General features: G+C 64.0%; 35 protein-coding genes. 21 read left to right on the top strand and 14 right to left on the bottom strand.

Going from position 1 to position 25,817, the window contains the following annotated elements:
• Positions 1–6 precede the first annotated feature (6 nt).
• Positions 7–270: a metalloregulator ArsR/SmtB family transcription factor gene (locus CK226_RS22955; RefSeq protein ID WP_027053942.1), complete on the top strand. Its 264-nt coding sequence runs from the start codon at positions 7–9 to the stop codon at positions 268–270.
• Between the two features lie 30 nt (positions 271–300).
• On the opposite strand, the gene CK226_RS22950 is transcribed toward CK226_RS22955, so the two are convergent.
• The 4 genes from CK226_RS22950 to CK226_RS22935 all read right to left on the bottom strand — a co-directional run bounded on the left by CK226_RS22950 (position 301) and on the right by CK226_RS22935 (position 2,717).
• Positions 301–765: an SRPBCC family protein gene (locus CK226_RS22950; RefSeq protein WP_095793138.1), complete on the bottom strand. Its 465-nt coding sequence runs from the start codon at positions 763–765 to the stop codon at positions 301–303.
• An 11-nt stretch (positions 766–776) separates the two neighbouring features.
• The gene (locus CK226_RS22945) at positions 777–1,112 is read right to left on the bottom strand and encodes a metalloregulator ArsR/SmtB family transcription factor (RefSeq protein WP_095772122.1); all 336 of its coding nucleotides are present in this window, start codon (positions 1,110–1,112) and stop codon (positions 777–779) included.
• A 5-nt stretch (positions 1,113–1,117) separates the two neighbouring features.
• Positions 1,118–1,774, bottom strand: a complete 657-nt coding sequence (locus tag CK226_RS22940) for a glutathione S-transferase family protein (RefSeq protein ID WP_095793137.1) — start codon at positions 1,772–1,774, stop codon at positions 1,118–1,120.
• A 106-nt stretch (positions 1,775–1,880) separates the two neighbouring features.
• The gene (locus tag CK226_RS22935) at positions 1,881–2,717 is read right to left on the bottom strand and encodes an alpha/beta hydrolase (RefSeq protein WP_095793136.1); all 837 of its coding nucleotides are present in this window, start codon (positions 2,715–2,717) and stop codon (positions 1,881–1,883) included.
• Positions 2,718–2,811: 94 nt separating this feature from the next.
• Here CK226_RS22935 and CK226_RS22930 point away from each other — a divergent pair, with 94 nt between their 5' ends.
• The 3 genes from CK226_RS22930 to CK226_RS22920 all read left to right on the top strand — a co-directional run bounded on the left by CK226_RS22930 (position 2,812) and on the right by CK226_RS22920 (position 4,265).
• Positions 2,812–3,333 (top strand): helix-turn-helix domain-containing protein, encoded by a 522-nt coding sequence (locus CK226_RS22930; protein WP_095772119.1) that lies wholly within the window; start codon positions 2,812–2,814, stop codon positions 3,331–3,333.
• Positions 3,334–3,409: 76 nt separating this feature from the next.
• Entirely contained in the window at positions 3,410–3,643 is a 234-nt protein-coding gene (locus tag CK226_RS22925) for a hypothetical protein (RefSeq protein WP_056576497.1), read from the top strand.
• A gap of 190 nt (positions 3,644–3,833) precedes the next feature.
• Positions 3,834–4,265, top strand: a complete 432-nt coding sequence (locus CK226_RS22920; protein WP_038650156.1) for a heme-binding protein — start codon at positions 3,834–3,836, stop codon at positions 4,263–4,265.
• Between the two features lie 4 nt (positions 4,266–4,269).
• Here CK226_RS22920 and CK226_RS22915 read toward each other — a convergent pair whose 3' ends face one another.
• From CK226_RS22915 to CK226_RS22905, 3 genes are all read right to left on the bottom strand, one after another.
• On the bottom strand, positions 4,270–4,671 hold the full coding sequence (locus tag CK226_RS22915; protein ID WP_095787997.1) for a hypothetical protein: 402 nt from the start codon (positions 4,669–4,671) through the stop codon (positions 4,270–4,272).
• Between the two features lie 277 nt (positions 4,672–4,948).
• Positions 4,949–5,131, bottom strand: coding sequence for a 50S ribosomal protein L32 (rpmF, locus tag CK226_RS22910; RefSeq protein WP_008834724.1), 183 nt, complete (start codon positions 5,129–5,131; stop codon positions 4,949–4,951).
• Between the two features lie 140 nt (positions 5,132–5,271).
• Positions 5,272–6,033, bottom strand: coding sequence for a transglycosylase domain-containing protein (locus CK226_RS22905; RefSeq protein WP_095772116.1), 762 nt, complete (start codon positions 6,031–6,033; stop codon positions 5,272–5,274).
• A gap of 78 nt (positions 6,034–6,111) precedes the next feature.
• Between CK226_RS22905 and CK226_RS22900 the strand changes: the two genes are divergently transcribed.
• The 3 genes from CK226_RS22900 (at position 6,112) to CK226_RS22890 (ending at position 10,291) form a co-directional block, all read left to right on the top strand.
• Positions 6,112–7,029 (top strand): polyprenyl synthetase family protein, encoded by a 918-nt coding sequence (locus tag CK226_RS22900; RefSeq protein WP_095787998.1) that lies wholly within the window; start codon positions 6,112–6,114, stop codon positions 7,027–7,029.
• A gap of 51 nt (positions 7,030–7,080) precedes the next feature.
• Positions 7,081–7,836 (top strand): SDR family oxidoreductase, encoded by a 756-nt coding sequence (locus tag CK226_RS22895; protein ID WP_095793135.1) that lies wholly within the window; start codon positions 7,081–7,083, stop codon positions 7,834–7,836.
• 109 nt (positions 7,837–7,945) lie between these two features.
• Positions 7,946–10,291 (top strand): response regulator, encoded by a 2,346-nt coding sequence (locus tag CK226_RS22890; RefSeq protein WP_095793266.1) that lies wholly within the window; start codon positions 7,946–7,948, stop codon positions 10,289–10,291.
• 24 nt (positions 10,292–10,315) lie between these two features.
• On the opposite strand, the gene CK226_RS22885 is transcribed toward CK226_RS22890, so the two are convergent.
• The 5 genes from CK226_RS22885 to CK226_RS22865 all read right to left on the bottom strand — a co-directional run bounded on the left by CK226_RS22885 (position 10,316) and on the right by CK226_RS22865 (position 14,568).
• Positions 10,316–11,056, bottom strand: coding sequence for a class I SAM-dependent methyltransferase (locus tag CK226_RS22885; protein ID WP_095793265.1), 741 nt, complete (start codon positions 11,054–11,056; stop codon positions 10,316–10,318).
• An 88-nt stretch (positions 11,057–11,144) separates the two neighbouring features.
• Positions 11,145–11,918, bottom strand: a complete 774-nt coding sequence (locus CK226_RS22880) for a Stf0 family sulfotransferase (RefSeq protein ID WP_142887644.1) — start codon at positions 11,916–11,918, stop codon at positions 11,145–11,147.
• A gap of 37 nt (positions 11,919–11,955) precedes the next feature.
• On the bottom strand, positions 11,956–12,810 hold the full coding sequence (locus tag CK226_RS22875) for a lytic transglycosylase domain-containing protein (RefSeq protein WP_095793134.1): 855 nt from the start codon (positions 12,808–12,810) through the stop codon (positions 11,956–11,958).
• A 5-nt stretch (positions 12,811–12,815) separates the two neighbouring features.
• Positions 12,816–14,069 (bottom strand): flavodoxin-dependent (E)-4-hydroxy-3-methylbut-2-enyl-diphosphate synthase, encoded by a 1,254-nt coding sequence (gene ispG / locus CK226_RS22870; RefSeq protein WP_095793263.1) that lies wholly within the window; start codon positions 14,067–14,069, stop codon positions 12,816–12,818.
• 319 nt (positions 14,070–14,388) lie between these two features.
• Entirely contained in the window at positions 14,389–14,568 is a 180-nt protein-coding gene (locus tag CK226_RS22865; RefSeq protein ID WP_010911953.1) for a YdcH family protein, read from the bottom strand.
• A gap of 240 nt (positions 14,569–14,808) precedes the next feature.
• Between CK226_RS22865 and CK226_RS22860 the strand changes: the two genes are divergently transcribed.
• Positions 14,809–15,012, top strand: coding sequence for a YdcH family protein (locus tag CK226_RS22860; protein ID WP_010911954.1), 204 nt, complete (start codon positions 14,809–14,811; stop codon positions 15,010–15,012).
• A 10-nt stretch (positions 15,013–15,022) separates the two neighbouring features.
• Here the strand turns inward: CK226_RS22860 and CK226_RS22855 are convergent, their stop codons facing one another.
• Complete coding sequence (locus CK226_RS22855) at positions 15,023–15,811, bottom strand: IclR family transcriptional regulator (RefSeq protein ID WP_095772110.1); 789 nt, start codon at positions 15,809–15,811, stop codon at positions 15,023–15,025.
• Positions 15,812–15,982: 171 nt separating this feature from the next.
• Between CK226_RS22855 and CK226_RS22850 the strand changes: the two genes are divergently transcribed.
• The 11 genes from CK226_RS22850 to CK226_RS22800 all read left to right on the top strand — a co-directional run bounded on the left by CK226_RS22850 (position 15,983) and on the right by CK226_RS22800 (position 24,215).
• Positions 15,983–16,813 (top strand): transporter substrate-binding domain-containing protein, encoded by an 831-nt coding sequence (locus CK226_RS22850; protein WP_179295887.1) that lies wholly within the window; start codon positions 15,983–15,985, stop codon positions 16,811–16,813.
• Between the two features lie 73 nt (positions 16,814–16,886).
• Complete coding sequence (locus tag CK226_RS22845; protein WP_095772109.1) at positions 16,887–17,552, top strand: amino acid ABC transporter permease; 666 nt, start codon at positions 16,887–16,889, stop codon at positions 17,550–17,552.
• Position 17,553: 1 nt separating this feature from the next.
• Positions 17,554–18,204, top strand: a complete 651-nt coding sequence (locus tag CK226_RS22840) for an amino acid ABC transporter permease (protein ID WP_095793133.1) — start codon at positions 17,554–17,556, stop codon at positions 18,202–18,204.
• A gap of 4 nt (positions 18,205–18,208) precedes the next feature.
• Positions 18,209–19,003, top strand: a complete 795-nt coding sequence (locus CK226_RS22835; protein WP_095793132.1) for an amino acid ABC transporter ATP-binding protein — start codon at positions 18,209–18,211, stop codon at positions 19,001–19,003.
• A 38-nt stretch (positions 19,004–19,041) separates the two neighbouring features.
• Positions 19,042–19,503 (top strand): RidA family protein, encoded by a 462-nt coding sequence (locus CK226_RS22830; protein WP_010911960.1) that lies wholly within the window; start codon positions 19,042–19,044, stop codon positions 19,501–19,503.
• Between the two features lie 25 nt (positions 19,504–19,528).
• On the top strand, positions 19,529–20,734 hold the full coding sequence (locus CK226_RS22825; protein WP_095793131.1) for an aminotransferase class V-fold PLP-dependent enzyme: 1,206 nt from the start codon (positions 19,529–19,531) through the stop codon (positions 20,732–20,734).
• Between the two features lie 132 nt (positions 20,735–20,866).
• The gene (locus tag CK226_RS22820; protein ID WP_095793130.1) at positions 20,867–21,064 is read left to right on the top strand and encodes a hypothetical protein; all 198 of its coding nucleotides are present in this window, start codon (positions 20,867–20,869) and stop codon (positions 21,062–21,064) included.
• 37 nt (positions 21,065–21,101) lie between these two features.
• Positions 21,102–21,641 carry a sigma-70 family RNA polymerase sigma factor gene (locus tag CK226_RS22815; RefSeq protein WP_095772104.1) on the top strand — a complete coding sequence of 180 codons (540 nt, stop codon included), beginning with the start codon at positions 21,102–21,104 and terminating at the stop codon, positions 21,639–21,641.
• Entirely contained in the window at positions 21,638–22,543 is a 906-nt protein-coding gene (locus CK226_RS22810) for an anti-sigma factor (RefSeq protein ID WP_095793129.1), read from the top strand. The genes CK226_RS22815 and CK226_RS22810 overlap by 4 nt, the downstream gene beginning before the upstream one ends.
• Positions 22,544–22,641: 98 nt before the next feature.
• Positions 22,642–23,139, top strand: a complete 498-nt coding sequence (gene purE / locus CK226_RS22805) for a 5-(carboxyamino)imidazole ribonucleotide mutase (protein ID WP_010911966.1) — start codon at positions 22,642–22,644, stop codon at positions 23,137–23,139.
• A complete protein-coding gene (locus CK226_RS22800; protein WP_095793128.1) occupies positions 23,136–24,215 on the top strand; it encodes a 5-(carboxyamino)imidazole ribonucleotide synthase in 1,080 nt (359 codons plus the stop codon). Before purE ends, CK226_RS22800 begins: the two co-directional genes overlap by 4 nt.
• 12 nt (positions 24,216–24,227) lie before the next feature.
• Here CK226_RS22800 and CK226_RS22795 read toward each other — a convergent pair whose 3' ends face one another.
• Positions 24,228–24,647 (bottom strand): lysozyme inhibitor LprI family protein, encoded by a 420-nt coding sequence (locus tag CK226_RS22795; protein WP_095788008.1) that lies wholly within the window; start codon positions 24,645–24,647, stop codon positions 24,228–24,230.
• Between the two features lie 231 nt (positions 24,648–24,878).
• On the opposite strand from CK226_RS22795, the gene ykgO reads away from it, so the two are divergent.
• Together ykgO and CK226_RS22785 are read left to right on the top strand one after the other, a co-directional pair.
• The gene (gene ykgO, locus CK226_RS22790; protein ID WP_006327841.1) at positions 24,879–25,004 is read left to right on the top strand and encodes a type B 50S ribosomal protein L36; all 126 of its coding nucleotides are present in this window, start codon (positions 24,879–24,881) and stop codon (positions 25,002–25,004) included.
• A gap of 109 nt (positions 25,005–25,113) precedes the next feature.
• Positions 25,114–25,722, top strand: coding sequence for a hypothetical protein (locus CK226_RS22785; protein ID WP_095793127.1), 609 nt, complete (start codon positions 25,114–25,116; stop codon positions 25,720–25,722).
• The last annotated feature ends 95 nt before the right edge of the window (positions 25,723–25,817 follow it).

Here is a 25,817-nt window from a genome sequence, read left to right as displayed (position 1 = left end):
TGAGGCATGATGTTTTCCGACGCCTTCATGGCGATCGCCGACCCCAATCGGCGCCACCTTCTGGAAGAACTTCGACGCGGTCCGAAGACCGTCAACGAGTTGGCGGCCGGGCTTCCAGTCTCACGCCCGGCCGTATCACAGCATCTGAAAGTGTTGCTCGACGCCGGATTGGTCAACGCCAAGGCTGAAGGCACGCGGCGTGTGTACACGGTAAGCAATTCCGGCTTCCTGAGACTCAACATCTGGCTCGATCAATTCTGGGAAGCCTGACCGTTTCTGGCCGGCGACCGATCAGCCCTTTCAGGTCTTCTCGTTCAGAAATGCGCCGAGCAAATCGAGCAACACCCCCGTCCCGTGCTCGCGCGACGACGATGTGTCATGGCCATCGAGGAAAGCGCCCTGCTCGGTCAGCACCAGCCGCGTGCCCTTGCCCTCGGCAAACAGTTCGATCGTGGCCAGCGACACGGAGATGCGAGTTGCGCCAAACAGCATGTCATAGCTGTAGACGATGCGCTGGTCCGGCACGATGTCCTGATAGGTGGCTGTGTAGACGTGGATCGGGCCATCTTTCGGTCCACCCGCATTGAGCTCCTTGCCGCCGACGCGAAAGTCCATTTCAAAACGGCCGGGCATCGGATTGTCGGGATCGGTGAACCAGCGCCGCTTGGCGTCCGCGTTGCTGAGCGCGAAGAAGACTTTCGACGGCGTCGCCGGATAGAGACGCTCGATGATGAAGGTGGAATGGACGACGGATCGTTCGGTCATGTTGGTCTCCTTCAGTTTTCGTCGTCGGTCTGCGCCAGAAAATCGCCGAGCCGATCCAGCCGGCGCTCCCAGGAGAGGCGCCGCTCGTTGATCCAGTGTTCGGCTGCTCTCAACGCCTTCGGCTCGATCTGGCAGGTACGCACGCGCCCCAGTTTTTCCGAGCGCACCAGACCGCTTGCCTCCAGCACATTGAGATGCTGGACGACAGCCGACAGCGACATTGCCAGCGGCTCGGCCAGCTGGCTGACCGAGGCCGGACCGCGCGACAGCCGGTCGACCATCTGCCGCCGCGCCGGATCGGCAAGCGCCTGGAACATCAGGTCGAGCTGGGCGGGATCGTGCAGCATCGCTGTCAGCCATTATTGTAGGGGAAGAACTTGAAGTAGGGCTGCGCCTCCTCGATCACCCTGGCAAAGGCAGGGCGCTGCAGCAGGCGGTCGTGATAGCGCTTCACGGCGGGATATTTGTCGCCGAACGGCTCGACCTTGTTGGCGTAGAAGAGTGCCGGAGACGCCGCGCAATCGGCCAGGCTGAAGGCGTCGCCCACCGCCCAGGTCGTCGACTGCATCTCCTGTTCGACGATGGCGTAGGAATTGCGCAGCTGGCCGCGCGCCTGCTCGACGCCGAGCGGATCGGTTTTGTCCTGCGGCCGCAAACGGTCGCCGACGATCTTCTGCATCGGCTCCTGCACATAGAAATCATAGAAGCGGTCGGCCTGGCGGACCGCCAGCGCCAGGTCGATGTCGGCGGGAACGAGTTCGACCGGCCCCGGATAGTGCGCAGCCAGATATTCCACGACGATGGTCGATTCCAGCACCGTGCGGCCGCGCGCATCGTCGCGCAGCGCCGGCATCTTGCCGCTCGGCGATATCTTCAGGAACGCCGCGCGCGAGTGCTCGTCGCCGAGATCGACGATGACCGGGTTGAAGGCGGTGGCGTTCTCGTAGAGCGCGATCAGCGGCTTCCAGCAGAAAGAGGCCAGCGGATGGAAATGCAGGGTCAGGGACATTCTTTGCTCTTCCGTTTCGGGGATCGTCGGTCAGCGGGAAATCAACACTGAAGCATTCACTTAACTATTGCGCCGTGCCTTGCCCGTCAAGACCACCCGCGAAGGCTCAATTGGATCGGATATGCGCAACGATCGCGGCTGATATCGCCGGCCAGTCTTGCGGATGCAGCTCATGGCCGCCGCCCGCGATACGAAGGAGTTTCGCGCCGGCGACCGTTTTGGCCAGCGCCTCGCCATGTTCGACCGGAAAGATCGGATCTGATGTGCCATGGATGACCAGCAGTGGCGTCGCCATCTGCGGCAGCCGCCCCTTCCAGGCATCGCCACCCTTGAGTGAAAAATGATTGGTCGCGCTCAAGAACCCACCGGATCGGTCGTAATCCTTTTCGATGAAAGCTCTCATCTGGACCTCGTCGAACGGATGTGTGGTGCTGGCGATCGCCCGCGCATCCTTGACCACGAAATCGATCGCCTGGCCGCGGTCCGACCAGTCGACATCGGCGCCAGCGGCCGAATGCTCGATATAGGCGCCGGTTGTCTGCGGCAGATGCGAAGTGTCCATCCCCACCGGCGAACTGCTGATCACCGTCAGCGACGCGACGCGGGAGGGATGCTTGAGCGCCACGATTTGCGCGATCATGCCGCCCATCGACATGCCGGCGACATGGGCCTTGCCGATGCCATGGCTGTCGAGCACGCCAATGGCATCGTCCGCCATGTCGTCGAACGTGTAAGGCGGCTTGCCCGGCGGATATTTGGTCGAACGGCCGGTATCGCGATTGTCGTAGCGGATCACATACAGGCCGGCATCCGCCAACTCCCGGCAAAACGCCTCCGGCCACCACAGCATCGAGGCCATCGCGCCCATGATCAAAAGCAGCGCGGGATTTTCAGGATCGCCGAAGGCTTCGGATTTGATCTCGGGACGATTGATCGTCGTCATTGCTCGGTCTCCCAATCTGATTGCATTTTGCAATCGGTTGCACCATAATAAAACTGATACGATAATGCAACTGGTTTTGTGTGGAGAGAATCGAATGAGCCTCGATCGCCGGTCCGGCTGCCCAATCAACCTGTCGCTGGAAGTGTTCGGCGACCGCTGGAGCCTGATCATCCTTCGCGACATGATTTTTGGCGGCAGGCGGCATTTCCGCGAACTGCTCAACGGATCGATTGAAGGCATTGCCTCCAATATCCTTGCCGACCGGCTGAAGCGGCTGATGGAGTTGGGCATGCTGACCAAGGCCGACGATCCCAGTCACAAGCAGAAGGCGATCTACAGCCTGACCGAGATGGCCATCACGCTGGTGCCGATCCTGGCCCATCTCGGCGCCTGGGGCCGCGTTTGGTTGCCGACAAGCGAGGAACTATCGATCCGCGCCGAGTTGCTGGAAAAGGGCGGACCGCCGATGTGGGAGAAATTCATGGACGAGTTGCGCCATGAGCATCTGGGCATGCCGCTCGACACGGCATCCGGTCCTTCTGTCCGCGCGACCCTGCAGGCCGCCTATCAAGCCGTGGTCGCCGGCAAGGCTCTCGGCGCCAGCCCGGTCGCCTAATCAACTATTTTCCCCGTTTGGAGGCCGGCTCTGCTAGAACAAGCGGAAACCGCAATTCACGGGATTGGATAAGGTCTTGGTTGAGAACTCTCGGGATGCCGCCCGCGCGCGCGCCGATCTGCGTTTCAAGAAGCAGGAAGAGGCGGCCACCGTCCGCCAGAAGGCGATGGCGGAATATGCCGCCGAGAGCGACGCCCGCAAGGCCAAGACCGACAAGCTACGGGCTCTGCGGCTGGCCAAGGAAGCCGAAGACCTCGCCAACGCGCCGGCGGTGCCCGCCAAGAAACCTGCCCGCGCCAAGAAGAAATAGCCGCACGGCCCTTCGGCAACCCGGCCTGACCAGCGGCACCGTTCGCCTGTCGATTCAGCCGCTCGCCGGCGCCGCCCTGGCGGCAGTTGGCCCCATCCCGCCGCTTCACAAGAAGCAATTTCAACCGAAACCGGGATTGCTTCGGCCGGCTGGCCATCGATGATTGTCCCTTTCCCAACAGGAGATTGCCATGACCGCACTGCCGCTCGAAAAAGCCCGGCAAATCATCGATGCCGCCTTCGCCAAGGGCGCCGAACTCAAGCTCAAGCCGCTCGGCGTCTCGGTTCTTGACGCCGGCGGCCATCTGGTCGCCTTCGAGCGCCAGGACGGCGCCTCGTTCCTGCGCCCGCAAATGTCGGCGGGCAAGGCCTATGGCGCGTTGGCCATTGGCATGGGCTCGCGCAAGGTCGAGGCCTTCGCCAAGGAGCGCCCGCATCTGGTCGCCGGCATCTCCGACGTGTCGGGTGGACGTGTGCTGCCGGTCGTCGGCGGCGTGCTGATCCGCGACAAGGCCGGCACTATCATCGGCGCCGTCGGCATTTCAGGCGACACGTCGGACAATGACGAGGCCGCGGCCATCGCCGGCATCGAGGCCGCCGGCTTCACCGCGGATCCGGGCTGAGTACTTAGTTGAGGTTGATGTCCCGGCTCGCCGACCGCATCGACACGGCGAACCCGGCCAGCACATCGAACAGCGCGATGATCATCAGCGTGAAGAAGATGGAATGCGCCGCGCCCTTGACCAGCAGGAACTCGACCAGGAAGGCGACGAAGACCAGCGTCGACAGGAGATGGTCCATGATCGAGGCGCTGGTCGTGCGCGCCGACTTCACCATTTCGAGGAACAGGAAGATCAGGCCGATCAGTATCATCAGGTCGCCGAGCGTCATCGAGAACACCCCGCCCGACATCATGCGGAACGAGAAGATCTCGCTCGCCCACGGGTCATCGCCGCCGCCGAAAATTCCGAGCAGGCCAAGATTGTAGAGAATGAAAGGCACGATCAAAAGCGGGACGGCACCGAACATCTGGCGTCTCCATATGGGGGCACCTTCTGTAGAATGCGCCACAGCCACGCCGTCAAGATTTTTCGTGCCAAGCCGCAAACACGGTCGAAGACCGAATGCAACAACCATGTCAGCCGACACGGAGCGAGCGTAGGAAAGAGGCTCAGCGCTTGAAGGAGCCGGCGCGCGCTACCCGCCAGTGGGATGGCAGTCTGGCCTCGGCCGTCAGGTTCGCCAAACGCAAAAAGACCGGCCTGAGGCCGGTCCTTTGCAACTCAGCCCTTCAAAAAAGCTGGTCTCAGCTTTCCTTGGGGGTCAGCACCTGGCGACCGCGATACATGCCGGTCTTCAGGTCGATGTGATGCGGGCGGCGCATTTCGCCGGAATTCTTGTCCTCGACATAGGTCGGGGCCTTGAGGGCGTCGGCCGAGCGGCGCATGCCGCGCTTGGACGGAGAGGTTTTGCGTTTCGGAACGGCCATGGATATGCTCCATTACATGGTCAAAAGCCCCGCCCGCCCTCGTGAAAGGGCCATGTCGGGGCCTAAATCTGAGAAAGTCGGGTGCCTATACACGCCTGACACCGTTTTGGCCAGCACTGCCATGAATTTTTTTGAGTCGGTTACTCCAGACAGCCGACATAGGCGCCTGAGCGACCGGCACGCCGTTCGATCAGATTGGCCAACCTTCTCAAGCCCGGCCCGGGTTTGGCCGGATTGCGGGCGATGGGGTTGGGCAAGGCGACGGCGAGAAGTGCGGCCTGCCGGCGCGACAGCTGTTTTGCCGGAATGCCGAAATGGTGCTGCGCCGCCGCCTCGATGCCGTAGATGCCCGGCCCCCATTCGGCGATGTTGAGATAGATCTCCATGATACGGCGTTTCGACATCACCGCGTCGAAATAGACGGCCAGCGGCAGTTCGACGACCTTGCGCACCGAGCCCAGCGGACGGGACCAGAGAAAAAGGTTCTTCACCGTCTGCATGGTGATGGTCGAGGCACCGCGCGTCGCCTCGCCGGCCAGCGCATCGTCGACTACCCCTCTGAGTTCGCCGAGATCGACGCCACGGTGGAAGCAGAACTGCCCGTCCTCCGACATGATGACGGAGTGAGCCAGCACCGGCGCGACATCGTCGATCGACACCCAGCGCCGGTCATAGCCGGAGAAGGTCGCCAGATCCTTCAGCATCAGCGTCGACACCGGGTGCACGAAGGACGGCAGGTAAAGGAAGGTCAGCACGGTCGGGATCAACGCCAATACGGCGGCCACGACAAGGCCGCGCCGGACCCGGCGCCTGAGACCGCGACGGTTCACGCCGCGCGATCTCGTCGCCATGTCCAGCTTTTCGGTTTCATGATCGACGATCGGTTCCGCCAAGCCGCCCAACCCGTGCTTCTCCTCGCTCCGGCATAATGGCGCTTGCCTTCTTGCGCAACGTCTGAGTGTCGGCTACCGGTCCCGACCATGACGAATGACGACGAAATGGCGTTCGAAATGGCGCTCATCAGGCGAGCAGCGGCCGTCGAGGTGCTGTTGCGGCGCTTGCTCGACGATCGCCCGCTTTCGGGTGAGATCGCGCGGCCCGATCGGCTGATGGCGGCGATGCGCCATGGCGTGCTGAACGGCGGCAAGCGCCTGCGCCCCTTCCTGGCCATGGAAAGTGCCGCCCTTTTCTCCGCCGACGGCGAAGCAGCACTGCGCGTCGCGGCGGCACTCGAATGCGTGCATTGCTATTCGCTGATCCATGACGATTTGCCGGCGATGGATGACGATGATCTGCGCCGTGGCCAGCCGACAGTGCACAGGGCCTTCGACGAGGCAACCGCGATCCTGGCCGGCGACGCATTGCTGACCCTGGCCTTCGACATCATCGCCGGCGAGGCGACCGTACTGCCGGCGGAGCGGCGAGCGGCCTTGGTGCTGGCGCTTGCCCGTGCGGCCGGAGCCGGCGGCATGGTCGGTGGCCAGAAGCTCGACCTCGAAGCCGAGCAGACGCCGCCCGACGAGGCGGGCATCATAACGCTGCAGGCAATGAAGACCGGCGCGCTGATCCGCTTCGCCTGCGAGGCCGGCGCCATCATCGCCGGCGCTGCGGCCGAGGACCGCGAAAGACTGGCTGAGTTCGGCTCGGCCATCGGCCTTGCCTTCCAGCTTGCCGACGACCTGCTCGACCTGACCGCCGACGCCAGCCAGATGGGCAAGGCGACCGGCAAGGACGCCGCCGCCGGCAAGGGAACGCTGGTGGCGCTGCACGGTGCGAATTGGGCGCGCAGCCAGCTGCACGGCCTTGTCGGGCAGGCCCACGCGCTGCTCGATCCCTTTGGTGACAAGGCGGCGCTGCTGAAGGAGGCTGCGACCTTCATCGCGACGCGCAACAGCTGAGTGCCCACCGATGTCGGTGCGGGTTCAGAGACAAATGGGAGATCAGCTTCGATGTCGGCCAATCTGTTCGATCTCAGCGGGCGCCGGGCGCTCGTAACCGGCTCGTCGCAAGGCATTGGGCTCGCTCTGGCCAAGGGCCTGGCGCAAGCCGGCGCAAGCGTGATCCTCAACGGCCGTGACGCGGCCAAGCTCGGCGCCGCGGCGGCACAGATCCCCGGGGCGCAAACGCTTGTCTTCGACGCGACCGACCATGACGCGGTTCGCGCCGCGATCGACAATTTCGAGCTGTCCGGCGGACCCATCGACATATTGGTCAACAATGCCGGCATGCAGTTCCGCACGCCGCTCGAGGATTTTCCCGCCGATGCGTTCGAGCGCCTGCTGCAGACCAATGTCGCCAGCGTCTTCCATGTCGGCCAGGCGGCTGCGCGCCACATGATCAGCCGCGGCCGTGGCAAGATCATCAACATCGCTTCCGTTCAGACCGCCCTTGCCCGCCCTGGCATCGCCCCCTACACGGCGACGAAGGGCGCGGTCGGCAACCTGACCAAGGGCATGGCAACCGACTGGGCCAAACATGGCCTGCAATGCAACGCCATCGCCCCCGGCTATTTCGACACGCCGCTCAATGCAGCCCTCGTCGCCGATCCGGCTTTCACCGGCTGGCTCGAAAAGCGCACCCCGGCGGGCCGTTGGGGCAAGGTGGAGGAACTGGTCGGAGCCTGCGTGTTCCTGGCCTCCGACGCCTCGTCCTTCGTCAACGGCCATATCCTCTATGTCGACGGCGGCATCACCGCATCGCTCTGATCTTCCCGCCGCGCGGACGAGCAATCGCGCTGGTCGCGCGAACGAAATCTTAATGTAAATGAAGCGTAATCCCGGTCGTTAAAATAATGCGTATGTGTTGGGGTTGCGCATGCCGGAATATTCTTCCTTCATCCGGTTTGTCCGGATTCGCTATCTTTCAGGATTGCTGATTTTCGCGCTGGCTTCCACGGCCATCATGGTTGCGCTCAACCGTGTCAATTCCTTCCGTCATGAGGTTGACGCGCTGAGCAGCAACCTCGTCGTCTTCACCCGCGACCTGCGCAACGCGACCAGCTTCGCCGAGACGACGGGTTCCGCCTGGCGCAACGAAACACGCGACGCGTTGACCGCCTCGGCCCGCGACCATTCCGAACGCCTGACCAACGAAATCGACACGCTGACCGCCCAGTTCGCCGCGCTGCGCTCGCGCCTGTCGGCCAAGACCCTCAACGAGCTCGAAACCGCCTCGGTCAACGGCGACCTGTTCTGGTCGGCGCATGACATGGTGCGCAACTTCAATCTGATGTCGGTGGCGCAGAAGGCCGATGAATGGAGCTATCGGGAAATCCGCAACCAGAACGACCTGTTCGTCCAGCCGATGCTGGTCCGCGTCCGCACCGCCATGGACGAAGAGCGCCATCTGGCCGATGCGTCCAGCGACCGGTTGCTGCTGTGGGCGAGCGGCCTGTTGTTCGGCGTCCTGGCCATCGTCGCCTTCTGGATCTTCCGGCCGATGGAGCAGGCGATCCGCCGCGCCTTTGCCCAGTCGGCCGAATCCCTTTTCAAGGCAGAGGCCGCCGATCGCGCCAAGTCGGAATTCCTGGCCAATATGAGTCACGAGATCCGCACGCCGATGAACGGCGTGCTCGGCATGGCCGAACTCTTGGCCAAGACCGAACTCACCCCACGCCAGAAGACCTTCACCGACGTCATCGTCAAATCCGGCAATGCGCTGCTCACCATCATCAACGACATCCTCGATTTCTCCAAGATCAACGCCGGACAGCTCACCCTGGACCCTGCCCCTTTCCGTCTCACCGAAGCGGTCGAGGACGTGGCGACACTGGTCTCGGCGCGCGTCGCCGAAAAGAACCTCGAACTGATCGTGCGCGTCGATCCGCGCCTGCCGGCCCATGTCGTCGGCGACGCCGGCCGCTTCCGGCAGATCGTCACCAATCTGGTCGGCAATGCGGTGAAGTTCACCGAGAAGGGCCATGTGCTGATCGATGTCGGCGGCGAAACCGTCAACGATGTCGTCCAGCTCAGGCTGCGGGTCGAGGACACCGGCATCGGCATCCCGGCCGAGAAACTGCAGAACGTGTTCGAGAAATTCGCGCAGGTCGACGGCTCCTCGACCCGGCGTCACGAAGGCACCGGCCTTGGCCTTGCCATCGCCGCCCGCCTCGTCGACCTGATGGCCGGCAAGATCGGCGTCGAGAGCGAGATCGGGCGCGGCTCCGTCTTCTGGTTCGCGGTGCCGCTGCCTGTGCATCATGCCGAGGCACGCGAAGCGATCGTGCCTGTCGACGTCACCGGCGCGCGCGTGCTGGTCATCGACGACAATCCGGTCAACCGCGAAATCCTGCTCGAGCAGCTCAGAAGCTGGAGCTTCGACTGCGCCGCCGCCGAAAGCGGCGCGGTGGGGCTGGCCTTCCTCGATCGCGCCTGCCAGCTGGGCGCCAGCGTCGACTGCATCATCCTGGACTACCAGATGCCCGGCATGAATGGCGCCGATGTCGCCCGGGCCATCGCCGCCGACAGCCGGCTGTCGGCCATCCCGATCGTCATCCTGACCTCGGTCGACCAGGTCGATTTCGGCAAGATGATCATCGATTTCGGCATATCGGCGCATCTGACCAAGCCGGCGCGTTCGGCGGTCCTGCTCGGCACCGTCATCTCGGTCATCCAGAAGGCTCGCTCGCAGGTCGGCAAGGCGCAGTTCATCCGCGAACCGGTCCAGCCGAAACCGGTGCCGCAGGCGGCTCTGCCCGCCTTCACCGTCATCCGTGGCCCGGCCATGCCGGTCATGGCGGTGCCGGAATCGACCGCCACGCCGAACGGCCCGATCGACATCCTCATCGCCGAGGACAATGAGGTGAACCAGCTGGTGTTCGGCCAGATCCTCAACGGCCTCGGTCTGAGTTACCGCATCGCCGGCAACGGCCGCACGGCGGTCGAGATGTACCGGTCGCTGCATCCGAAACTGATCCTGATGGATGTCTCTATGCCCGAGATGAACGGCTACGAGGCAACCCGGGCCATCCGGGCGATCGAGACCTCGTCGGGCGGTCACATCCCGATCATCGGCGTCACCGCGCATGCGCTGAAGGGCGACCGCGACAAGTGCATCGAGGCCGGCATGGACGACTATCTGCCGAAGCCGGTTTCGCCCGACCGGCTGGGGACGAAAATCGGCACCTGGCTCAGCGAGACGGTGGTGGCCAAGACGGCGTGAGATACGTCCGGCCGGGCTGGCTGATCAGCGTAGCCGACCGACCGGGATGATTTCCGGAGAGGTGTCCGCATAGGGTTCGCCCTGCCAGTCGCCGAGCCATTGCTCCACCAGCAGGCCAGCGTCATCCAGCATCCCGGCAATATCTTCCTTCTTCGGAAACGCTATTTTCGATTCAGCGCCCAGAATTGGTCTGCCGCCCGGAATTTCATAGAAGGTCGAATAGGTGACCACCGCACTGGCGGCATTCCAGTCGGCATCATACCAAGCCCTGACCGTGCCAAGGCTGGGATGCTCCACAATCCTTTCCGAGCGCTGCGGGGTCCATTCCAGCCACGCCTCCACGGCGGGATTTCGCGTGTCGAAGATAAAGCGCCCACCAGGACCGAGATGTTCGGCGATGGTGCACAGCACTGCCCGCTGATCCTGTTCGGTCAGGAAAACCTGGAAAACGTGACCGGTCAGCAGCACCAGATCGAACCGTTTTCCGAGCCGCACCGTTCGCGCGTCGGCAACAACCCAGTCGACCTTGTCACCGCCGGTCCTGCGTCGCGCGATATCGAGCATGGCCGATGCGGGATCGACACCGGTGACGTGGCGCCCTTGGGCCATTTCGGCGGCCAGTTGACCGGTGCCGCAACCAAGATCGAGAACCGAGCCGCCATCCCGGGCAAGACCGACGCAATAGTCAAAATCGGCGCGGCCATCCTGATTCTCGATGTCGTAGAACTGAACGAAGTCGGGATCATTGTAGATCGGATCGGTCATGCCGCCGCCTATAGCCCAAATGCTTGCCATGCGCGACAGGCGCAATCTACGTCGTCGATTAGGTTGCGACCTTGCTCGGCCTTCATACTCAGCCGGCCGCATCCAGATGATAGCGGCGCATCCAGTCGAGGCTTGTCTCGTCGGCGAGCTTTGCGACGCCCGGCCGGATGTCCCCGGCATTCGGCGGCGGAACGCCGAGGGCCTCGCAGATGCCCAGCAAGGCCGCCGCGGGATCGGCGGAGAGACGATCGTAGCCGACGCGCAGCGGCGTCAGGCCTTGCGCCGCGAACCAGATGTTCCACGCCGTGTCATAGGCTTCGAGCGTGGCGAGTTCCTCTTTGATCCGCTCGAAATCATATCGGGGTTCTTGCGCCGGTGCGACCCTTTCGATCTCGGTGCCGTCCGGCGCAATATGCCAAAGACCGGTCTGCTGCGCCTTGATCAGCGATATCGCCTGCGCAAGCTTGTTCTCACGCGACAGGTGGATGTAGAGAATGCGGCCAAAGGCCTTTTCGAAGCGCGTCGTGTCTGACGCCAGCCCTGGGAAAATCCGGTCGAGGATCGCCGAAAGTTCATCCAGGTTTTCGCGCATCAGGCGCAGGCCGAAGATGCCTGTCCCGCCCTTGCCGGCGGTGATTGCCGCATCGAGATAGGCAACGTCGAATTCAAGCTCGCGCATCGTATCGCGGGCCGGCAGTTTCCACTCGTCAGCCCATTCCGACAGGTCCTGCCGCCGATAGAAGGAGTGCGGATCGCCTGATGTCCCGGTGGAGGCCAGGAGCTTACACAGCAGCGTGCTGCCGGTTCTCGGCGTGCCGCAGATAATGTAGGCGTCGAACATCCTGCTGCCCTCGTCGTTCATCACAGGCAGGGCAACCCGGCCGACCCACCGCCGCGAACTACCGGTTGCGTACCACCACGCATGCCCCGCCGACGCTCTGCAATTTCTGGCAGATGACATTAGCGGCGGCACGATCGTCGATCCCGATCCTGACGGCGTAGATACCACGCCGGCCGATCGGCGTGCGCACCCGGCTCACCACCGGATCATGCCCACCGAGCAAGGCCGGAAACCGGCTCCTGACCCTGAGCCACTGGCTGATAGCTGCACTGCGGCGGAAATTGCCGGCCACCTGGACGCCCCATGGTTTGACGTTGATCGAGGCCATCGCCACGGTCCGCGACATGATGACAGGCAGTTTGCGGCAAGCGACGGCAAAATCCGTCTTGGTATCGAGCGGTTCGATTTTTCCGGCATAGGCGGGGTCGGTGAACTTGTCGACCGGCTCGCCCATGACGTCGAAGACATAGCTCTCGGTCTCCATCGGCAGGAAGCCGCCCGAGGCCAACCAGCGGGACACCCGGCTTTCGCCGGCATTGTAGGCGGCCGCCGCCAGGCCAAGATTGCCGTAGCTGCTTTTCATGTCGGCGAGATATTTCGCCGAAGCCGGGATCGCCTGGTTGATGTCGAAGGAGTTTTCGAGCCCGCGCATCTTGGCGGTGCCCGGCATGAACTGGGCGATGCCTTCGGCGCCGACGGGGCTGACGGCATTGGGGTCGAAACGGCTTTCCTTCCAGATCAGCCTGGCGAAGAAATCCCGCGGCAGGCCGTTCTGGTCGGCATGGGCCTGGATCAGGTTGCAGACCTTGTCGATCAGTCGTTGCTTGGCCGATTGCGGCGGATCCGCCTGAACCGATGTCGACCACCCCAGGGCGCAAAGCAGAACCAGCGTCACCGCGAGGAAACGCTGCATTTCGTCTACTCCGCCGCGGCTTTGCCGCCGCGCCCAAACCTCTGCTCGATATAGTCGGCGACCATTTTCTCGAAATCCGCCGCGATCGACGGTCCGCGCAGCGTCGCCGCCTTCTTGCCGTCGACGAAGACGGGCGCCGTCGGCGTCTCGCCGGTGCCGGGCAGCGAAATGCCGATATCGGCATGCTTGGATTCGCCCGGGCCGTTGACGATGCAGCCCATCACCGCGACCTTCAGGTTCTCGACGCCTGGATATTTTTCGCGCCACACCGGCATGTTCTTGCGCAGGTCGGCCTGGATGTTCTGGGCAAGCTCCTGGAACACGGTGGAGGTCGTGCGGCCGCAGCCGGGGCAAGCCGCGACGATCGGCACGAACTGGCGGAACCCCATGGTCTGCAGCAGTTCCTGCGCCACCTGCACTTCGCGCGTGCGGTCGCCGTTCGGCTCCGGCGTCAGCGAGATGCGAATGGTGTCGCCGATGCCTTGCTGCAAGAGGATGCCCATGGCGGCGGACGAGGCGACGATGCCTTTCGAGCCCATGCCGGCCTCGGTGAGGCCGAGATGCAGCGCATGGTCGGAGCGGGTGGCAAGCTCGGTGTAGACGGCAACCAGGTCCTGCACGCCGCTGACCTTGGCCGACAGGATGATCTTGTCGCGGCCAAGGCCGATCTCTTCGGCCATTTCGGCCGACAGGATCGCCGACTGCACGATCGCCTCGCGCATCACTTCCTGCGCCGTCAGCGGAAAACCCTTGTCCTGGTTGTCGTCCATCAGCCGGGTCAGAAGCTCCTGGTCGAGCGAACCCCAATTGACGCCGATGCGCACCGGCTTGTCGTGCTTGATCGCCATTTCGACGATATCGGTGAACTGCCGGTCCTTCTTGTCCTTGAAGCCGACATTGCCCGGATTGATGCGGTATTTGGCCAGCGCCTCGGCGCAGGCCGGATGATCAGCTAGAAGCTTGTGGCCGATATAGTGGAAGTCGCCGACCAGCGGCACATTGATGCCGAGGCGCTGGAGCCGTTCGTGTATGCGCGGAACGGCGGCCGCGCTCTCGTCGCGGTCGACGGTGATGCGCACGATCTCGGAGCCGGCGCGGTGCAGTGCCGCGACCTGCGCGACGGTCTGATCGATGTCGGCCGTGTCGGTGTTGGTCATCGACTGCACCACGACAGGCGCGCCGCCGCCGACGACCACGCCGCCGACATCGACGCCGACCGAGGTGCGGCGGGGGAAGGGAAAGGAAAAATATCCGGTCATGCCGGCAGCCTTTTGTCTCTGGAGCCCCATGCGTCCGCTCGGACGGACAAACACTCCCCAGGGCCGATGCGCTGAGGTTCGGGCATGAGGTGGAGGAGCAAAGATGGCTTGTCAATGGCGACAGGTCGCCACTGGCAGCAATTGATCCCGGCCGGCGAGCTGAAACAGAACAAGACCCGGCTGTGGCCAGGGGAAAAAAGGGATCGGAAAGGATATTAGCCGCGGCTTATGACATAGTGCTGAAAATCAAACCACCTGTACCGGCGGCGGGTGCCGCCGGCAAGGAAGACCGCATAGTGGCGGCTATGTCAGTCGGGCATCAATGCGTGGTCGGTTGCGCTTTCAGTTTCTCAATCGCATCCTTGAGTGCCAGCTTGCGTCGCTTGAGATTCACGATTTCGAGGTCGTCCACCGACGGGTGGTTCATCGCGTCATCGATTTCGCGTTCGATGTCGCCGTGTTTCCGCTGCAACTCATCAAGATGGGATGCAAGAGACATGATTGGTTCTCCCTTTCATGGTTTCCTCGATTGCAGCCGTCACGGCGCGTCCACCGCAGGTCGCTTCTGTGACGGCACAATGACACTTTGCCACCTTCCGACTGCGATGTCGAATGCTGCGTGGTAGCATTCCACGACAAGGTGAAATGTGATATGGCCTGCGCGCCGGTGGCAGAAATTGCCACCCCCGCCCAATCAGGCCCATTTTTTTGGGCGCCGCAGACGTGCAGACGGTAGAGAATGTCCGATCAGGAACAGGCCGATATTCGCCTCGAATTTTCCCGGCTGAAGCAGGAACACGCCGATTTCGATGCCGCGATCAACGCGATGATCGCCACCAATTGCGACCCGCTGCAAATCCAGCGCATGAAGAAGAAGAAGCTGGCGCTCAAGGACCGGCTGATGAAGCTGGAAGACAAGATCATTCCAGACATCATCGCCTGAACGCTTTCCCCTATCCGCCGATCGAAAGCCTGGCCGCGCGATCGCGCAGCAGGCCGATGAGACTGCCGGTGCGCTCGTCGGACGTATCGATGGGAACCACCAGGCACATCGTCGCCTCGACCTTGCCCGGTGCTGAAAAGACCGGCACGGCAAGGCACTTCGTATAGGCATCGACCAGGCCCGAGGTGACGCAGTAGCCGGTCACCCCAGCCTTGGCGATGTCGTCGATGAAATCGTCGAGCCGCAGCTTGCGGCCGTCGGGCAGCACGAGATCGTCTTCCGACACCATGGCTTCGACCTCGGCCCGCTCCAGCCCCGCCAGAAGCAGCCGGCCAGACGCGGTCCAGGGCAGCGGTATCTGCAGGCCGGTGGCGGAGCTGATGCGAAACGGCCTGGTGCCTGGGCTGGAGTGGACGATGGTGTAGCGGCCGCTCTGCAGCATGCACAATTCCGAGGTCTCGCCGGTCTCGCGCGACAGATGGTCGACCTCCTGGCGCCCGCGCCGCAGCAGGTCGTTGCCGCGCACATAATCCATTCCATAGAGATAGAGCTTCTTGCCGAAATAGACGCGGTTGCCGTCGCCCGCCATTTCCAGCAGGCCGGCGTCGACCAGCGACCGCACCAGCGTGTAGGTCGTCGAGCGGGGAGCATTCACCCCCTTGGCAAGGTCGCCAATGCCGATCGCCCGCTGCGTCGTGTGCAGGAAGTCCAGGATCTCGAGCACCCGGTTGAGGCCCTTCTCGCGGGAGGCCGTCGTCTTTTCGTCGGCCGAAACGGCCAAGGCATTGCCATCTTGCATTGTCGATTCCTGGTGTTAGTATCTGTCTTGTACAGGATACATGCGTCTCTTGTAAGAGACAATCGCTTTGAAATCATCGACGTGTGTCTTTGCCTGTGCATGGGGAACACAACACGAAAGGAGGTCGCCGTGAACGACACATCCGGAAGACGTGATTTTCTGAAATTGGGAATGGCGGGACTGGCCGCCACCGGCGTGCTGGCAACCGTCGATGCGCAGAAGGCGGCCGCCCAGGCGGCATCAGACAGCCTGCTGCGCACCGTGCTCGACCGCGGCAAGCTTATCGTCGGCACCGGCAGCACGAACGCGCCCTGGCATTTCGAGAACGATGCCGGCGAACTGGTCGGCATGGACATCACCATGGGACGCATCCTGGCCAAGGGTCTGTTCGACGATCCGACCAAGGTCGAATTCGTCATGCAGGATCCTGCGCAGCGCATTCCCAACGTCACCACCAACAAGGTCGACATCACCATCCAGTTCATGACGATGACGGCGCAGCGCTCGCAGCTGATCAACTTCTCCCGGCCGTACTATGTCGAAGGCGTCGCCTTGCTGACGCTGCCCACCGCCGAGAACAAGACCTTCGACAAGCTGCTTGCCGGCGGTTCGGCGACGCGCATCTCCATCCTGCAGAATGTCGATGCCGAAAGCTCCGTCCACTTTGCCTTGCCACAGGCACAGGTGCTGCAGATCGACACCCAGGCCAACGTGCTGCAGGCGCTGGAATCCAAGCGCGCCGACGCGGCAGCCGTCGACCTGTCCACCGTGCGCTGGCTCGCCTCGCGCAATCCGGACAAATATTTCGACGCCGGCAAGAGTTGGTATTCGATGCTCTACGGCGCGGCCTTGCGGCAGGGCGACCTCGACTGGCTGACCTTCGTCAACCAGACCTTCACCATCGCCATGTTCGGCCATGAATCGGCACTCTACGACGCCGCCTTCAAGGATTATTTCGGTCAGGAACCGCCGGCACGCCATCCCGGCTTCCCGGTCATCTGATCCCGGATCGCGGAAGGGCGGCATTCCAGCCCTTCCGCGATCCATTCGACGGCCTTCACACCGAGGCGCACGCATGGGCTATGCCCTCAATTTCAACCTGATCTGGCGGCATTTCGACAAGCTGTGGGGCGGTCTGCTGCTCAGCCTCGAGCTTGCGGTGATCTCGATCGCCATCGGCACCGTCATCGGCCTGGTGCTCGCGGTCTGGTACGTCTCGGCCGGACGCGTGGTACGGGCCATCATCGCCGCCTATGTCGAATTCATCCGCAACGTGCCGCTGATCCTGCTCGTCTATCTCGTCTTCTACGGGGTGCCGACCGTGGTCGACCTGGCCTACAGCGCGCCGACCTCGTTCGTCCTGACGCTGTCGGTCTATAGCGGCGCCTATCTGGTCGAGGTGTTTCGCTCGGGCCTCGAGGCCGTCCCGCGCGGCCAGCTCGATGCCGGCAAGGCGATCGGCCTGACGCCCTGGCAAAGGCTCATCCATGTGCGCCTGCCGACCATGCTGCGCATCACGCTGCCGGCGCTGTCCAACACCTTCATCTCGCTGTTCAAGGACACCTCGATAGCCTCGGTCATCTCGGTGCCCGAGCTCACCTTCGGCGCCCAGTGGATCAACTTCAACACCTTCCGCATCGTCGAGGTCTATCTGGTGACGACGGCGATGTATCTGGTGACCGGCTACATCCTGCTCTTCGGGCTCAGGCTCGTCGAGCGCCGGTTCAGGGCGGCGCGCTGACATGGCGAGCCAGATCCTCTACGCCCTGCCCTTCCTCGCCAAAGGCTTCGCCTTGACCCTTTGGGTGTCGCTCCTGGTCGTCACCCTGTCGCTCGTCGCCGGCGTCCTGCTTGGCGTCGGCCTGGTCTATGGCCCCGCCCCGCTGCGCTGGGCGGTGCGCATCTTCTCCGACACCATCCGCGGCATTCCGATCCTGGTGCTGATGTTCTTCGTCTATTACGGCCTGCCGGCGGTCGGGCTGCATCTGCCGTCCTTCTGGGCGGCCGTGCTGGCGCTCACCCTGTTCAAGACCGCGCAGGTCATCGAATATCTCAGGGGCGCGGTCGCCTCGATCCCGAAAGGCCAGTCCGAGGCCGCGATGGCGATCGGGCTGACCTTCCGCCAGCGGCTCACCTCCGTCATCTTCCCGCAGGCCTTCAGGCGCTTCCTGCCGCCCTGGATCAACGGCGTCACCGATGCGGTCAAGGGCAGCGCGCTAGTTTCGCTGCTCGGCATCACCGATCTGATGCAGGCCATCAACCAGGTCATCGGCCGCACCTATGAGGCGATGCCGCTCTATATCCTCGGCGCGCTCATCTATTTCGCGGTCAACTATGCGCTCTCGCTCGCCAGCCGGCGGCTCGAGCGGCGCTTTGCCTTCATTCGGGAATAGCACGATGTCCGACGCCACAAACGCCAGTCCCGCGCTGCTCGACGTGCGCGATGTCTCCAAGGCCTTCGGCGCCGTCGAGGTGCTGCGTTCCGTCAGCCTTCAGGTGAAACGTGGCGAAGTGGTCACCGTTATCGGCCCCTCGGGCAGCGGCAAGACCACGTTGCTGCGCTGCGTCAACTTCCTCGAAAGCTACGACTCAGGCTCGATCCGCATCGACGGCAAGGAGGTCGGCTATCGCGAGGCCGGAACGCGCCAGCGCCGCAGCGAACGCGACTTGGCTGCGATGCGCGCCGAGACCGGCATGGTGTTCCAGAGCTTCAACCTGTTTCCGCACCTCACCGCGGCCGGCAACATCATGCTCGGGCTCACCAAGGTGCGGGGAAAGAGCCAGACCGAGGCGCGCCAGATCGCCGAGCATTGGCTCGGCCGCGTCGGCCTCGCACACAAGGCCGACAGCCTGCCGGCCGAGCTCTCCGGCGGCCAGCAGCAGCGCGTCGGCATCGCGCGCGCCGTCGCGATGGAGCCGAAAATCCTTTTGCTCGACGAGATCACCTCGGCGCTCGACCCCGAACTGGTCGGCGAGGTGCTGGCCGTGGTGCGCAGCCTGGCCGAAGATGGCATGACCATGCTGATGGTGACGCATGAAATGGCCTTCGCCCGCGACGCTTCGAGCCGCATCGTCTTCATGGCCGATGGCGGCGTCAGCGCCGTCGGCCCGCCCAAGGAAATCCTGGCGGCGGAAACCAGCAATGAGCGCCTCCGCACCTTCCTGGCGCGCTTCCGCGCCTCGCATTTCTGACATTGGACGGCCGGTGCCGTCCCAAGGAGCCTGCTTCCATGACGCCTTACATCCGGCTCGCCGAACTCGGCCTGACGCTGCCCGAGCCGCCGACGCCCATCGCCAACTTCGTTACCCATGCCGAGAGCGGGCGATTGATCTTCCTGTCGGGCCAGGGGCCGCTGCGCGCCGACGGCACGCTCTGCACCGGCAAGGTCGGCGAGGACGTGACCGTCGAGCAGGCCTATGAGCATGCGCGCCTGACCGGGCTTAATCTGCTGGCCGTCATGCATGCCGCCGCCGGCGATCTCGGCCGCATCGTGCGCGTCGTCAAGCTGCTCGGCTTCGTCAACGCGACGCCGACCTTCAGCGACCATCCGAAAGTGGTCAATGGCTGCTCGGACCTGTTCGCCGATGTCTTCGACAAGATCGGCGGCCATGCCCGCTCGGCGATCGGCGTCGGCTCGCTGCCTGGAAACATCACTGTCGAAATCGAGGCGGTCGTCGAGATCGCCGCCTGACCTGCTACTCACGGGATCCGCTCACATGAAAACCTATTCCGACACCGGCTCCAACACCACCATTCGCGAACGGCTGGGTTTGCGGCCGATCATCAATGTCTCCGGCACCATGACCGCGCTCGGCGCATCGATCATCGTTCCGGAGGCGATCGGCGCCATGGCGGAGATGGCCTCGCAATGGGTGGAGATGGATGATCTGCAGCGCGCCGCGAGCACGGTGGTGGCGCGCCTCACCGGTGGCGAGGCCGGCTTCATCACCGCCTGCTGCGCCAGCGGCATCACCATGGCGATCGCCGGTGCAATGACAGGAACCAGCCTGCTCGCCATCGAGCGCCTGCCTGATGACACCGGCGACCTCAAATCGGAGGTCGTCATCCAGCTTGGCCACATCGTCAATTACGGCGCCCCGATCGACCAGTCGATCCGCGTCGCCGGCGCCAAGGTGGTGCCCGCGGGCACGGTCAGCGTCACCCAGGACTACCATGCGCGCGAAGCAATCAACGAGCGCACGGCGGCCGGCCTCTATGTCGTCGCCCACCACACGGTGCAGTACGGCATGCTGTCGCTGGAGGAATTCTGCGAGATCTGCCACGCCAAGGGCGTGCCGGTGATCGTCGATGCGGCGTCCGAATATGATCTGCGCGTTTTTCTCGCCCGCGGCGCCGATGTCGTCATCTATAGCGGCCACAAGTTCCTGAGTGGGCCGACCAGCGGCATCGTCACCGGTCGCAAGGATCTGGTGCGGGCCGCCTATTTGCAGAACCGCGGCGTGGCGCGCGCCATGAAGGTCGGCAAGGAAAGCATCGCCGGCACCATGGCGGCACTGGAAGCCTGGGAGAAGCGCGATCACGCCGGCATCCGCCGGCGCGAGGAGGCGGCGCTCAATCTCTGGAAGGACGCGTTGCAGGGACTGTCGGGCATCCTTGCCAAGATCATCCCGGACCCGACAGCCAATCCGCTCGACCGGCTGCAGATCTTCGTATCGCCGGAGAGCCGCTTCAGCGCCGCCGGCCTCGCCTCGGCGCTGGCGGCCGGCACGCCGCCGATCATCGTGCGCAACCACGAAGTCGAGCGCGGCCACTTCTTCCTCGATCCCTGCAATCTGCATCCCGGCGAGGCCGAGATCGTCGCCGAGCGGTTGCGTGCCGTGCTGACCGCGAAGGACCGTCCCGCCGATGCGATGAAGACCGCGCGGAAGGATTCTTCTGGCGCACTGCGCTGGCCGGATTGAGCGCCAGGCCAACCATCCCAAACCACCCGCGATCACGCGACTGTGAACAGCCGGATCGCGGGCTTTGGGAATAAATCGGCACCGCGACAAATCTCCTCCGTATACGCCACGGCTGACGTTGAGGAGACCGGCATGCCCCATCATTGCAAGGACAGCGAACACGGCGTCGGCCGTGGCGATGCGCTGGCAAGCATGATGGTCGTCAGGCTCTCCTTCGTGGCGCTTGACAGCGGTGACGCAGATGAATTCAGTTTCGGCAAGGCAGGCGGCTCTGCCTGTTCCCGGGGGCTTTGCCCCTGCGAGCAGGGCAAGGTCGCCGTCGCATCTTGAGGCGGCACGGCCTGGAGTATCGGATCATGGTGCCGCTTTGAGCGAGAGGGCCCTGGCAGAACGCTTCAACGAAGTGGTGCTGCCGCATCTCGGCGACGCGCTGGCGCTGGCCCGATGGCTGACCGGCAATGCCGCCGATGCCGAGGATGTGGTGCAGGACGCCTGCATCAAGGCGCATGCCGGCATATCAGGCTACGCCGGCGGCAACGCCCGCGCCTGGCTGCTGACCATCGTGCGCAACACCTCCTACACCTGGATGGCGCGCAACCGGCCGCGTGTCATGATGGCCGTCGGCGATCTGGGCGACCTCGATGACATGGCGGCGGCGCACGGCACCAGCATGCCCGACGAGGACGGCCCGGAGGCGAGCCTGATCGCCAAGGCCGATAGTGCAGCGCTGGAGGCGGCAATAGCGGCTCTGCCGCAGCCATTTCGCGAGACATTGGTGCTGCGTGATATCAACGGCCTGAGCTATCGCGAGATATCGGCCATGCTTGCCGTGCCGATCGGCACGGTGATGTCCAGGCTGGCCCGCGCCCGTGGCCTGCTCGCGTCAGAATTGGGGAGAGCGTCATGACGCACGACGACGGACTGCCCAACGATCCCGAAGGTATCAGACTGATGATCCATGCCCTTGTCGATGGCGAGCTTGATGCGGCGGCCGCTCTTGCAGTGGAGCGTCGCATCGCCGCCGACCCCAGGCTTGCCGCCGAGCATGCCCGCATTGTCGCCCTGCAAGGCGCCGTCAGCCGCTTGCCGCGCCCCGATGTCAGCGACGCGTTTCGGGCCCGCATCGCGTCGATCGGCATGGCCGGCACCGAACGGCAGGCGCCGGTCGAGGCGGAGCCGCAGCACGGTACGCCGTCGACGCTGCCGGGGTTGATTGCCGGCGCTGGCGGCGGCCAGAGACGGGAAGCCGGGACACGTCCTTCTGAGGCGCGGCCATCACCGAGAGCGCGCCGCTTCGGCTCGTTCGACTGGCGCGCCATGGCCGCGTCGATCATGATCAGCGCAGTGCTGGCCAGCGGGGCGACGCAATGGGTGATGCAGAGCGGTGTCGATGACGGCTTTGCCGCCGCGGTCGCCAGCGGCCATCGCCGCAGCCTACTTGCCGCGAGCCCGATCGACATCGTTTCGTCCGACCGCCATACGGTCAAGCCCTGGCTCGACGCCCGCATCGGCGTCTCGCCGCCGGCCCCCGACCTTGCCCAGGACGGCTACGCGCTGATCGGCGGCCGGGTCGAGGTGATATCCGGACGGCCGGTGCCGGCCCTGGTCTACCGCCACCGCGAGCATCTGATCACGCTGGTCGCCGAACCGCAGCAGGGCGTCAAGACCACGCAGCCGGGCGACCTTTCCTCCGGCGGCTTCTCGATGGTGCACTGGAGCGACGGCGCCTTCTCCTATTGGGCGATCTCCGACATGGAGCGCCCCGAACTCGACGACTTCGTCGCCCGCTTCCGCAAGGCGGCGGTTTAGGCTGGATTATGGCCACCGGCCTTGCCGGTGGCCTGATATCCTTGCCGTCGCTGCCGAATTCCGCTAAGGCGCGCCTTTGTCGCCGGGGAGCAACAAGCTTGAACGACCAACGCGCCGACGTCGCCATCATCATGGGCAGCCAGTCCGACTGGGCGACGATGCGCCAGGCGGCCGAAACGCTGGAGGCGCTGGGCGTCCCGCACAAACGCCTGATCATCTCAGCGCATCGCACGCCCGACCGGCTCTATGAGTTCGCCAAGGGCGCCAAGGCCGCCGGCTACAAGGTGATCATCGCCGGCGCCGGCGGCGCGGCGCACCTGCCCGGCATGACGGCGGCGATGACGCCGCTGCCGGTGTTCGGCGTGCCGGTGGAATCGAAGGCGCTGTCGGGGCAGGATTCGCTGCTCTCCATCGTCCAGATGCCGGCCGGCATTCCTGTCGGGACACTGGCCATCGGCAAGGCGGGTGCGGCCAATGCGGCCCTGTTGGCAGCCGCCGTTCTGGCGCTGAACGACGACAAGCTTGCCCAGCGCCTCGATGCCTGGCGCGCCTCGCAGACCGCCAAGGTTGCCGACGAACCGACGGACACGCCGTGAGCCTGCCCGCCGGATCGACCATCGGCATCATCGGCGGCGGCCAGCTTGGCCGCATGCTGGCGATGGCCGCCGCCCGCCTCGGCTACCGCACCATCGTGCTGGAGCCGCAGCCGGATTGCCCGGCGGCACAAGTCGCCAACCGGCAGATTACGTCATCCTATGACGACCCGGCCGCCCTTGCCGAGCTGGCGGCGGCAAGTGCCGTCGTCACCTACGAGTTCGAGAATGTTCCCGTTGCCGCGGCAGAAGCGCTTGCCGCCAGGGTTGCGGTCTATCCGCCGGCGCGCGCGCTCGACGTAGCGCAGGACCGGGTGAGCGAAAAGACATTCCTCAACGGCATCGGCATTGCCACCGCCGATTTTCGTCCGGTCGACACCGACGAGGACCTGACGGCGGCGCTGAAGACATTCGGCGGCAGCGGCATATTGAAGACGCGGCGCATGGGCTATGACGGCAAGGGCCAGCGTGTCTTCCGCAACATGGAGGCGGGCGGCTTCGCCGGCACCTGCGAGGCGATGGGCAATGTGCCGCTGATCCTGGAAAGCTTCGTGCCCTTCGAGCGTGAGATCTCGGTGATTGCAGCGCGTGGCCTGGATGGCGCAGTGGCAGCCTACGACCCGGCCGAGAATGTCCACCGCAACGGCATTCTCCACACCTCGACGGTGCCAGCCGGCGTCAAACGTGAGACGGCTGAAGCGGCGCGGACGGCGGCGGCAAAAATCCTGTCGGCGCTCGATTATGTCGGCGTCATCGGCGTCGAGTTCTTCGTGCTTTCCGACGGTTCGCTGCTGGCCAATGAGATTGCGCCGCGCGTCCACAATTCGGGCCACTGGACCGAGGCGGCCTGCATCGTTTCGCAGTTCGAGCAGCATATCCGCGCCGTTGCCGGCCTGCCGCTCGGCAGCCCGGAGCGCCACTCCGATTGCGTGATGGAGAACCTGATCGGCGACGACGTGCTGCGCGCCCCTCAACTGCTCGCCGAGCCCGATCTGATGCTGCATCTCTATGGCAAGGCCGAGGCGCGGCCCGGCCGCAAGATGGGCCATTTCATCCGCGTCAGCCGTCGCGTTCAATAGCCGGAAGCGAACCTATTGCAGCTCGTCGCTGTCCTCGTTGGGGCTGGCGCAGCTCGCATCGCCTTCCTCGCAATTGGCCGAGGCCGCAAGCTGCTTGATGCGGTCATTGGTCAGCCTGGCCAGGCACTGCGAAACCTCCATCGCGTGGATGGAACCGCCCACGCTGGCGGCCGTGCTGTGCGCGCACTCGGCGTCGCGGAAGGTGATCCAGGCGCGTTGCGCCGCCTGCAGCAATCTTTTACCGTTGGCATCATCGGAGCTGATCAGGTCCTGATAGGCCGCATTGAGCTTGGCGTCGGCGGCCTGGTAGTCCTCGCCGGCGCAGATGTTCATCATCTGCTGGCTGTCGTCGGAGCGGTCGCATTCCTGTGCGCGCACGATCGACGTTCCCGCCAGGACGACAAGGCAGGCGGACAGTAATATTCGGCGCATGATCGTCCCCAAATCACTTGAAACACTCCGCATCATCCCAGCCGGCCCACGGCCGCGCAATGCCGCAAGGCCGACATGGCGGATATTTGATGATATGGAGGTATGGCGCATGCTTGCGGTTGACACGGACAAGGCTCCTCGTTTATGAGCCACCCACCGTTGAAAAGGCGCGTCTTCTGGCGCGCCTTAAAATTTCGACCCGGAACCGGGTCCACACCGACAGGCAAGACCATGAAGATCAAGAATTCGCTCAAGGCGCTGAAGGCGCGTCACCGCGACAACCAGCTGGTTCGCCGCAAGGGCCGCGTTTACATCATCAACAAGACCGCCCCGCGCTACAAGGCGCGCCAGGGCTGAGCTTTCGGCCGGAGGCTTTTCGCCTCCGCCCCTTGATGCTTGTCGGTCTGCCGACCTTCTCACGCTAAAATCACTTTGCTGTTCCGCCGCCCGGGACTAGGATCGGGCGATGCGGATTCTTTTTGCATTTTTGACAGCCCTGCTTGTTTCCGGCGTCACAAGCTTGCCGGCCAGCGCCGCGGACGATCAGCCGGCGGCGCCGGCTGCCCCGGAGGCTCCTGCCGCGCCGATGACGAAACAGGCCCGGCTCGACAAGCTGTTTTCCGACCTCAAGCGCGAACGCAACGAAAAGGCCGCCGAACGCATCGCCGGCAACATCTGGAGCGAATGGTTCCAGTCCGGCAGCGCCTCGGTCGACTTGATGATGCTGTGGTCGCAAAAGGCGATGGACAACCAGAAATTCGACGTCGCGCTCGATTTGCTTGATCAGGTTGTGACCTTGCAGCCGACCTATTCCGAAGGCTGGAACCGGCGCGCCACGGTGCATTTCATGATGAAAAACTACGGCAAGTCGATGTCCGACATCGATCACACGCTGCAACTCGAGCCGCGCCATTTCGGCGCGCTGTCGGGCCTGGCGCAGATCATGGCGCTGACCGGCCACAAGCAGTCGGCGCTCGAAGCCTGGCAGAAGGTGCTGGCCATCTATCCGATGATGCGCAGCGCCCAGGACCAGGTCGCCACGCTTTCGGAAGAGCTTGCCGGCGAAGGAATTTAGTGCAGGCAGTATGGAATAGGCAGTAGGCAGTAGGGAGAAAGATTGAGCGGCAAACACCAACCTACTGCCTACTGCCTACTGCCTATTCCCTACCC

Source organism: Mesorhizobium sp. WSM4311, from assembly GCF_002295115.1.
In the GTDB taxonomy this organism is placed as follows: domain Bacteria; phylum Pseudomonadota; class Alphaproteobacteria; order Rhizobiales; family Rhizobiaceae; genus Mesorhizobium.
This window is presented reverse-complemented; position numbering and strand designations above follow the sequence as displayed.

Coding starts and splice junctions, on each gene's coding strand:
- CK226_RS22955 (WP_027053942.1), top strand. CDS start 7: ATGATGTTTTCCGACGCCTTCATGGCGATCGCCGACCCCAATCGGCGC.
- CK226_RS22950 (WP_095793138.1), bottom strand. CDS start 765: ATGACCGAACGATCCGTCGTCCATTCCACCTTCATCATCGAGCGTCTC.
- CK226_RS22945 (WP_095772122.1), bottom strand. CDS start 1,112: ATGCTGCACGATCCCGCCCAGCTCGACCTGATGTTCCAGGCGCTTGCC.
- CK226_RS22940 (WP_095793137.1), bottom strand. CDS start 1,774: ATGTCCCTGACCCTGCATTTCCATCCGCTGGCCTCTTTCTGCTGGAAG.
- CK226_RS22935 (WP_095793136.1), bottom strand. CDS start 2,717: ATGACGACGATCAATCGTCCCGAGATCAAATCCGAAGCCTTCGGCGAT.
- CK226_RS22930 (WP_095772119.1), top strand. CDS start 2,812: ATGAGCCTCGATCGCCGGTCCGGCTGCCCAATCAACCTGTCGCTGGAA.
- CK226_RS22920 (WP_038650156.1), top strand. CDS start 3,834: ATGACCGCACTGCCGCTCGAAAAAGCCCGGCAAATCATCGATGCCGCC.
- CK226_RS22915 (WP_095787997.1), bottom strand. CDS start 4,671: ATGTTCGGTGCCGTCCCGCTTTTGATCGTGCCTTTCATTCTCTACAAT.
- rpmF (WP_008834724.1), bottom strand. CDS start 5,131: ATGGCCGTTCCGAAACGCAAAACCTCTCCGTCCAAGCGCGGCATGCGC.
- CK226_RS22900 (WP_095787998.1), top strand. CDS start 6,112: ATGACGAATGACGACGAAATGGCGTTCGAAATGGCGCTCATCAGGCGA.
- CK226_RS22895 (WP_095793135.1), top strand. CDS start 7,081: ATGTCGGCCAATCTGTTCGATCTCAGCGGGCGCCGGGCGCTCGTAACC.
- CK226_RS22890 (WP_095793266.1), top strand. CDS start 7,946: ATGCCGGAATATTCTTCCTTCATCCGGTTTGTCCGGATTCGCTATCTT.
- CK226_RS22885 (WP_095793265.1), bottom strand. CDS start 11,056: ATGACCGATCCGATCTACAATGATCCCGACTTCGTTCAGTTCTACGAC.
- CK226_RS22880 (WP_142887644.1), bottom strand. CDS start 11,918: ATGAACGACGAGGGCAGCAGGATGTTCGACGCCTACATTATCTGCGGC.
- CK226_RS22875 (WP_095793134.1), bottom strand. CDS start 12,810: ATGCAGCGTTTCCTCGCGGTGACGCTGGTTCTGCTTTGCGCCCTGGGG.
- ispG (WP_095793263.1), bottom strand. CDS start 14,069: ATGACCGGATATTTTTCCTTTCCCTTCCCCCGCCGCACCTCGGTCGGC.
- CK226_RS22865 (WP_010911953.1), bottom strand. CDS start 14,568: ATGTCTCTTGCATCCCATCTTGATGAGTTGCAGCGGAAACACGGCGAC.
- CK226_RS22860 (WP_010911954.1), top strand. CDS start 14,809: ATGTCCGATCAGGAACAGGCCGATATTCGCCTCGAATTTTCCCGGCTG.
- CK226_RS22855 (WP_095772110.1), bottom strand. CDS start 15,811: ATGCAAGATGGCAATGCCTTGGCCGTTTCGGCCGACGAAAAGACGACG.
- CK226_RS22850 (WP_179295887.1), top strand. CDS start 15,983: ATGGCGGGACTGGCCGCCACCGGCGTGCTGGCAACCGTCGATGCGCAG.
- CK226_RS22845 (WP_095772109.1), top strand. CDS start 16,887: ATGGGCTATGCCCTCAATTTCAACCTGATCTGGCGGCATTTCGACAAG.
- CK226_RS22840 (WP_095793133.1), top strand. CDS start 17,554: ATGGCGAGCCAGATCCTCTACGCCCTGCCCTTCCTCGCCAAAGGCTTC.
- CK226_RS22835 (WP_095793132.1), top strand. CDS start 18,209: ATGTCCGACGCCACAAACGCCAGTCCCGCGCTGCTCGACGTGCGCGAT.
- CK226_RS22830 (WP_010911960.1), top strand. CDS start 19,042: ATGACGCCTTACATCCGGCTCGCCGAACTCGGCCTGACGCTGCCCGAG.
- CK226_RS22825 (WP_095793131.1), top strand. CDS start 19,529: ATGAAAACCTATTCCGACACCGGCTCCAACACCACCATTCGCGAACGG.
- CK226_RS22820 (WP_095793130.1), top strand. CDS start 20,867: ATGCCCCATCATTGCAAGGACAGCGAACACGGCGTCGGCCGTGGCGAT.
- CK226_RS22810 (WP_095793129.1), top strand. CDS start 21,638: ATGACGCACGACGACGGACTGCCCAACGATCCCGAAGGTATCAGACTG.
- CK226_RS22795 (WP_095788008.1), bottom strand. CDS start 24,647: ATGCGCCGAATATTACTGTCCGCCTGCCTTGTCGTCCTGGCGGGAACG.
- ykgO (WP_006327841.1), top strand. CDS start 24,879: ATGAAGATCAAGAATTCGCTCAAGGCGCTGAAGGCGCGTCACCGCGAC.
- CK226_RS22785 (WP_095793127.1), top strand. CDS start 25,114: ATGCGGATTCTTTTTGCATTTTTGACAGCCCTGCTTGTTTCCGGCGTC.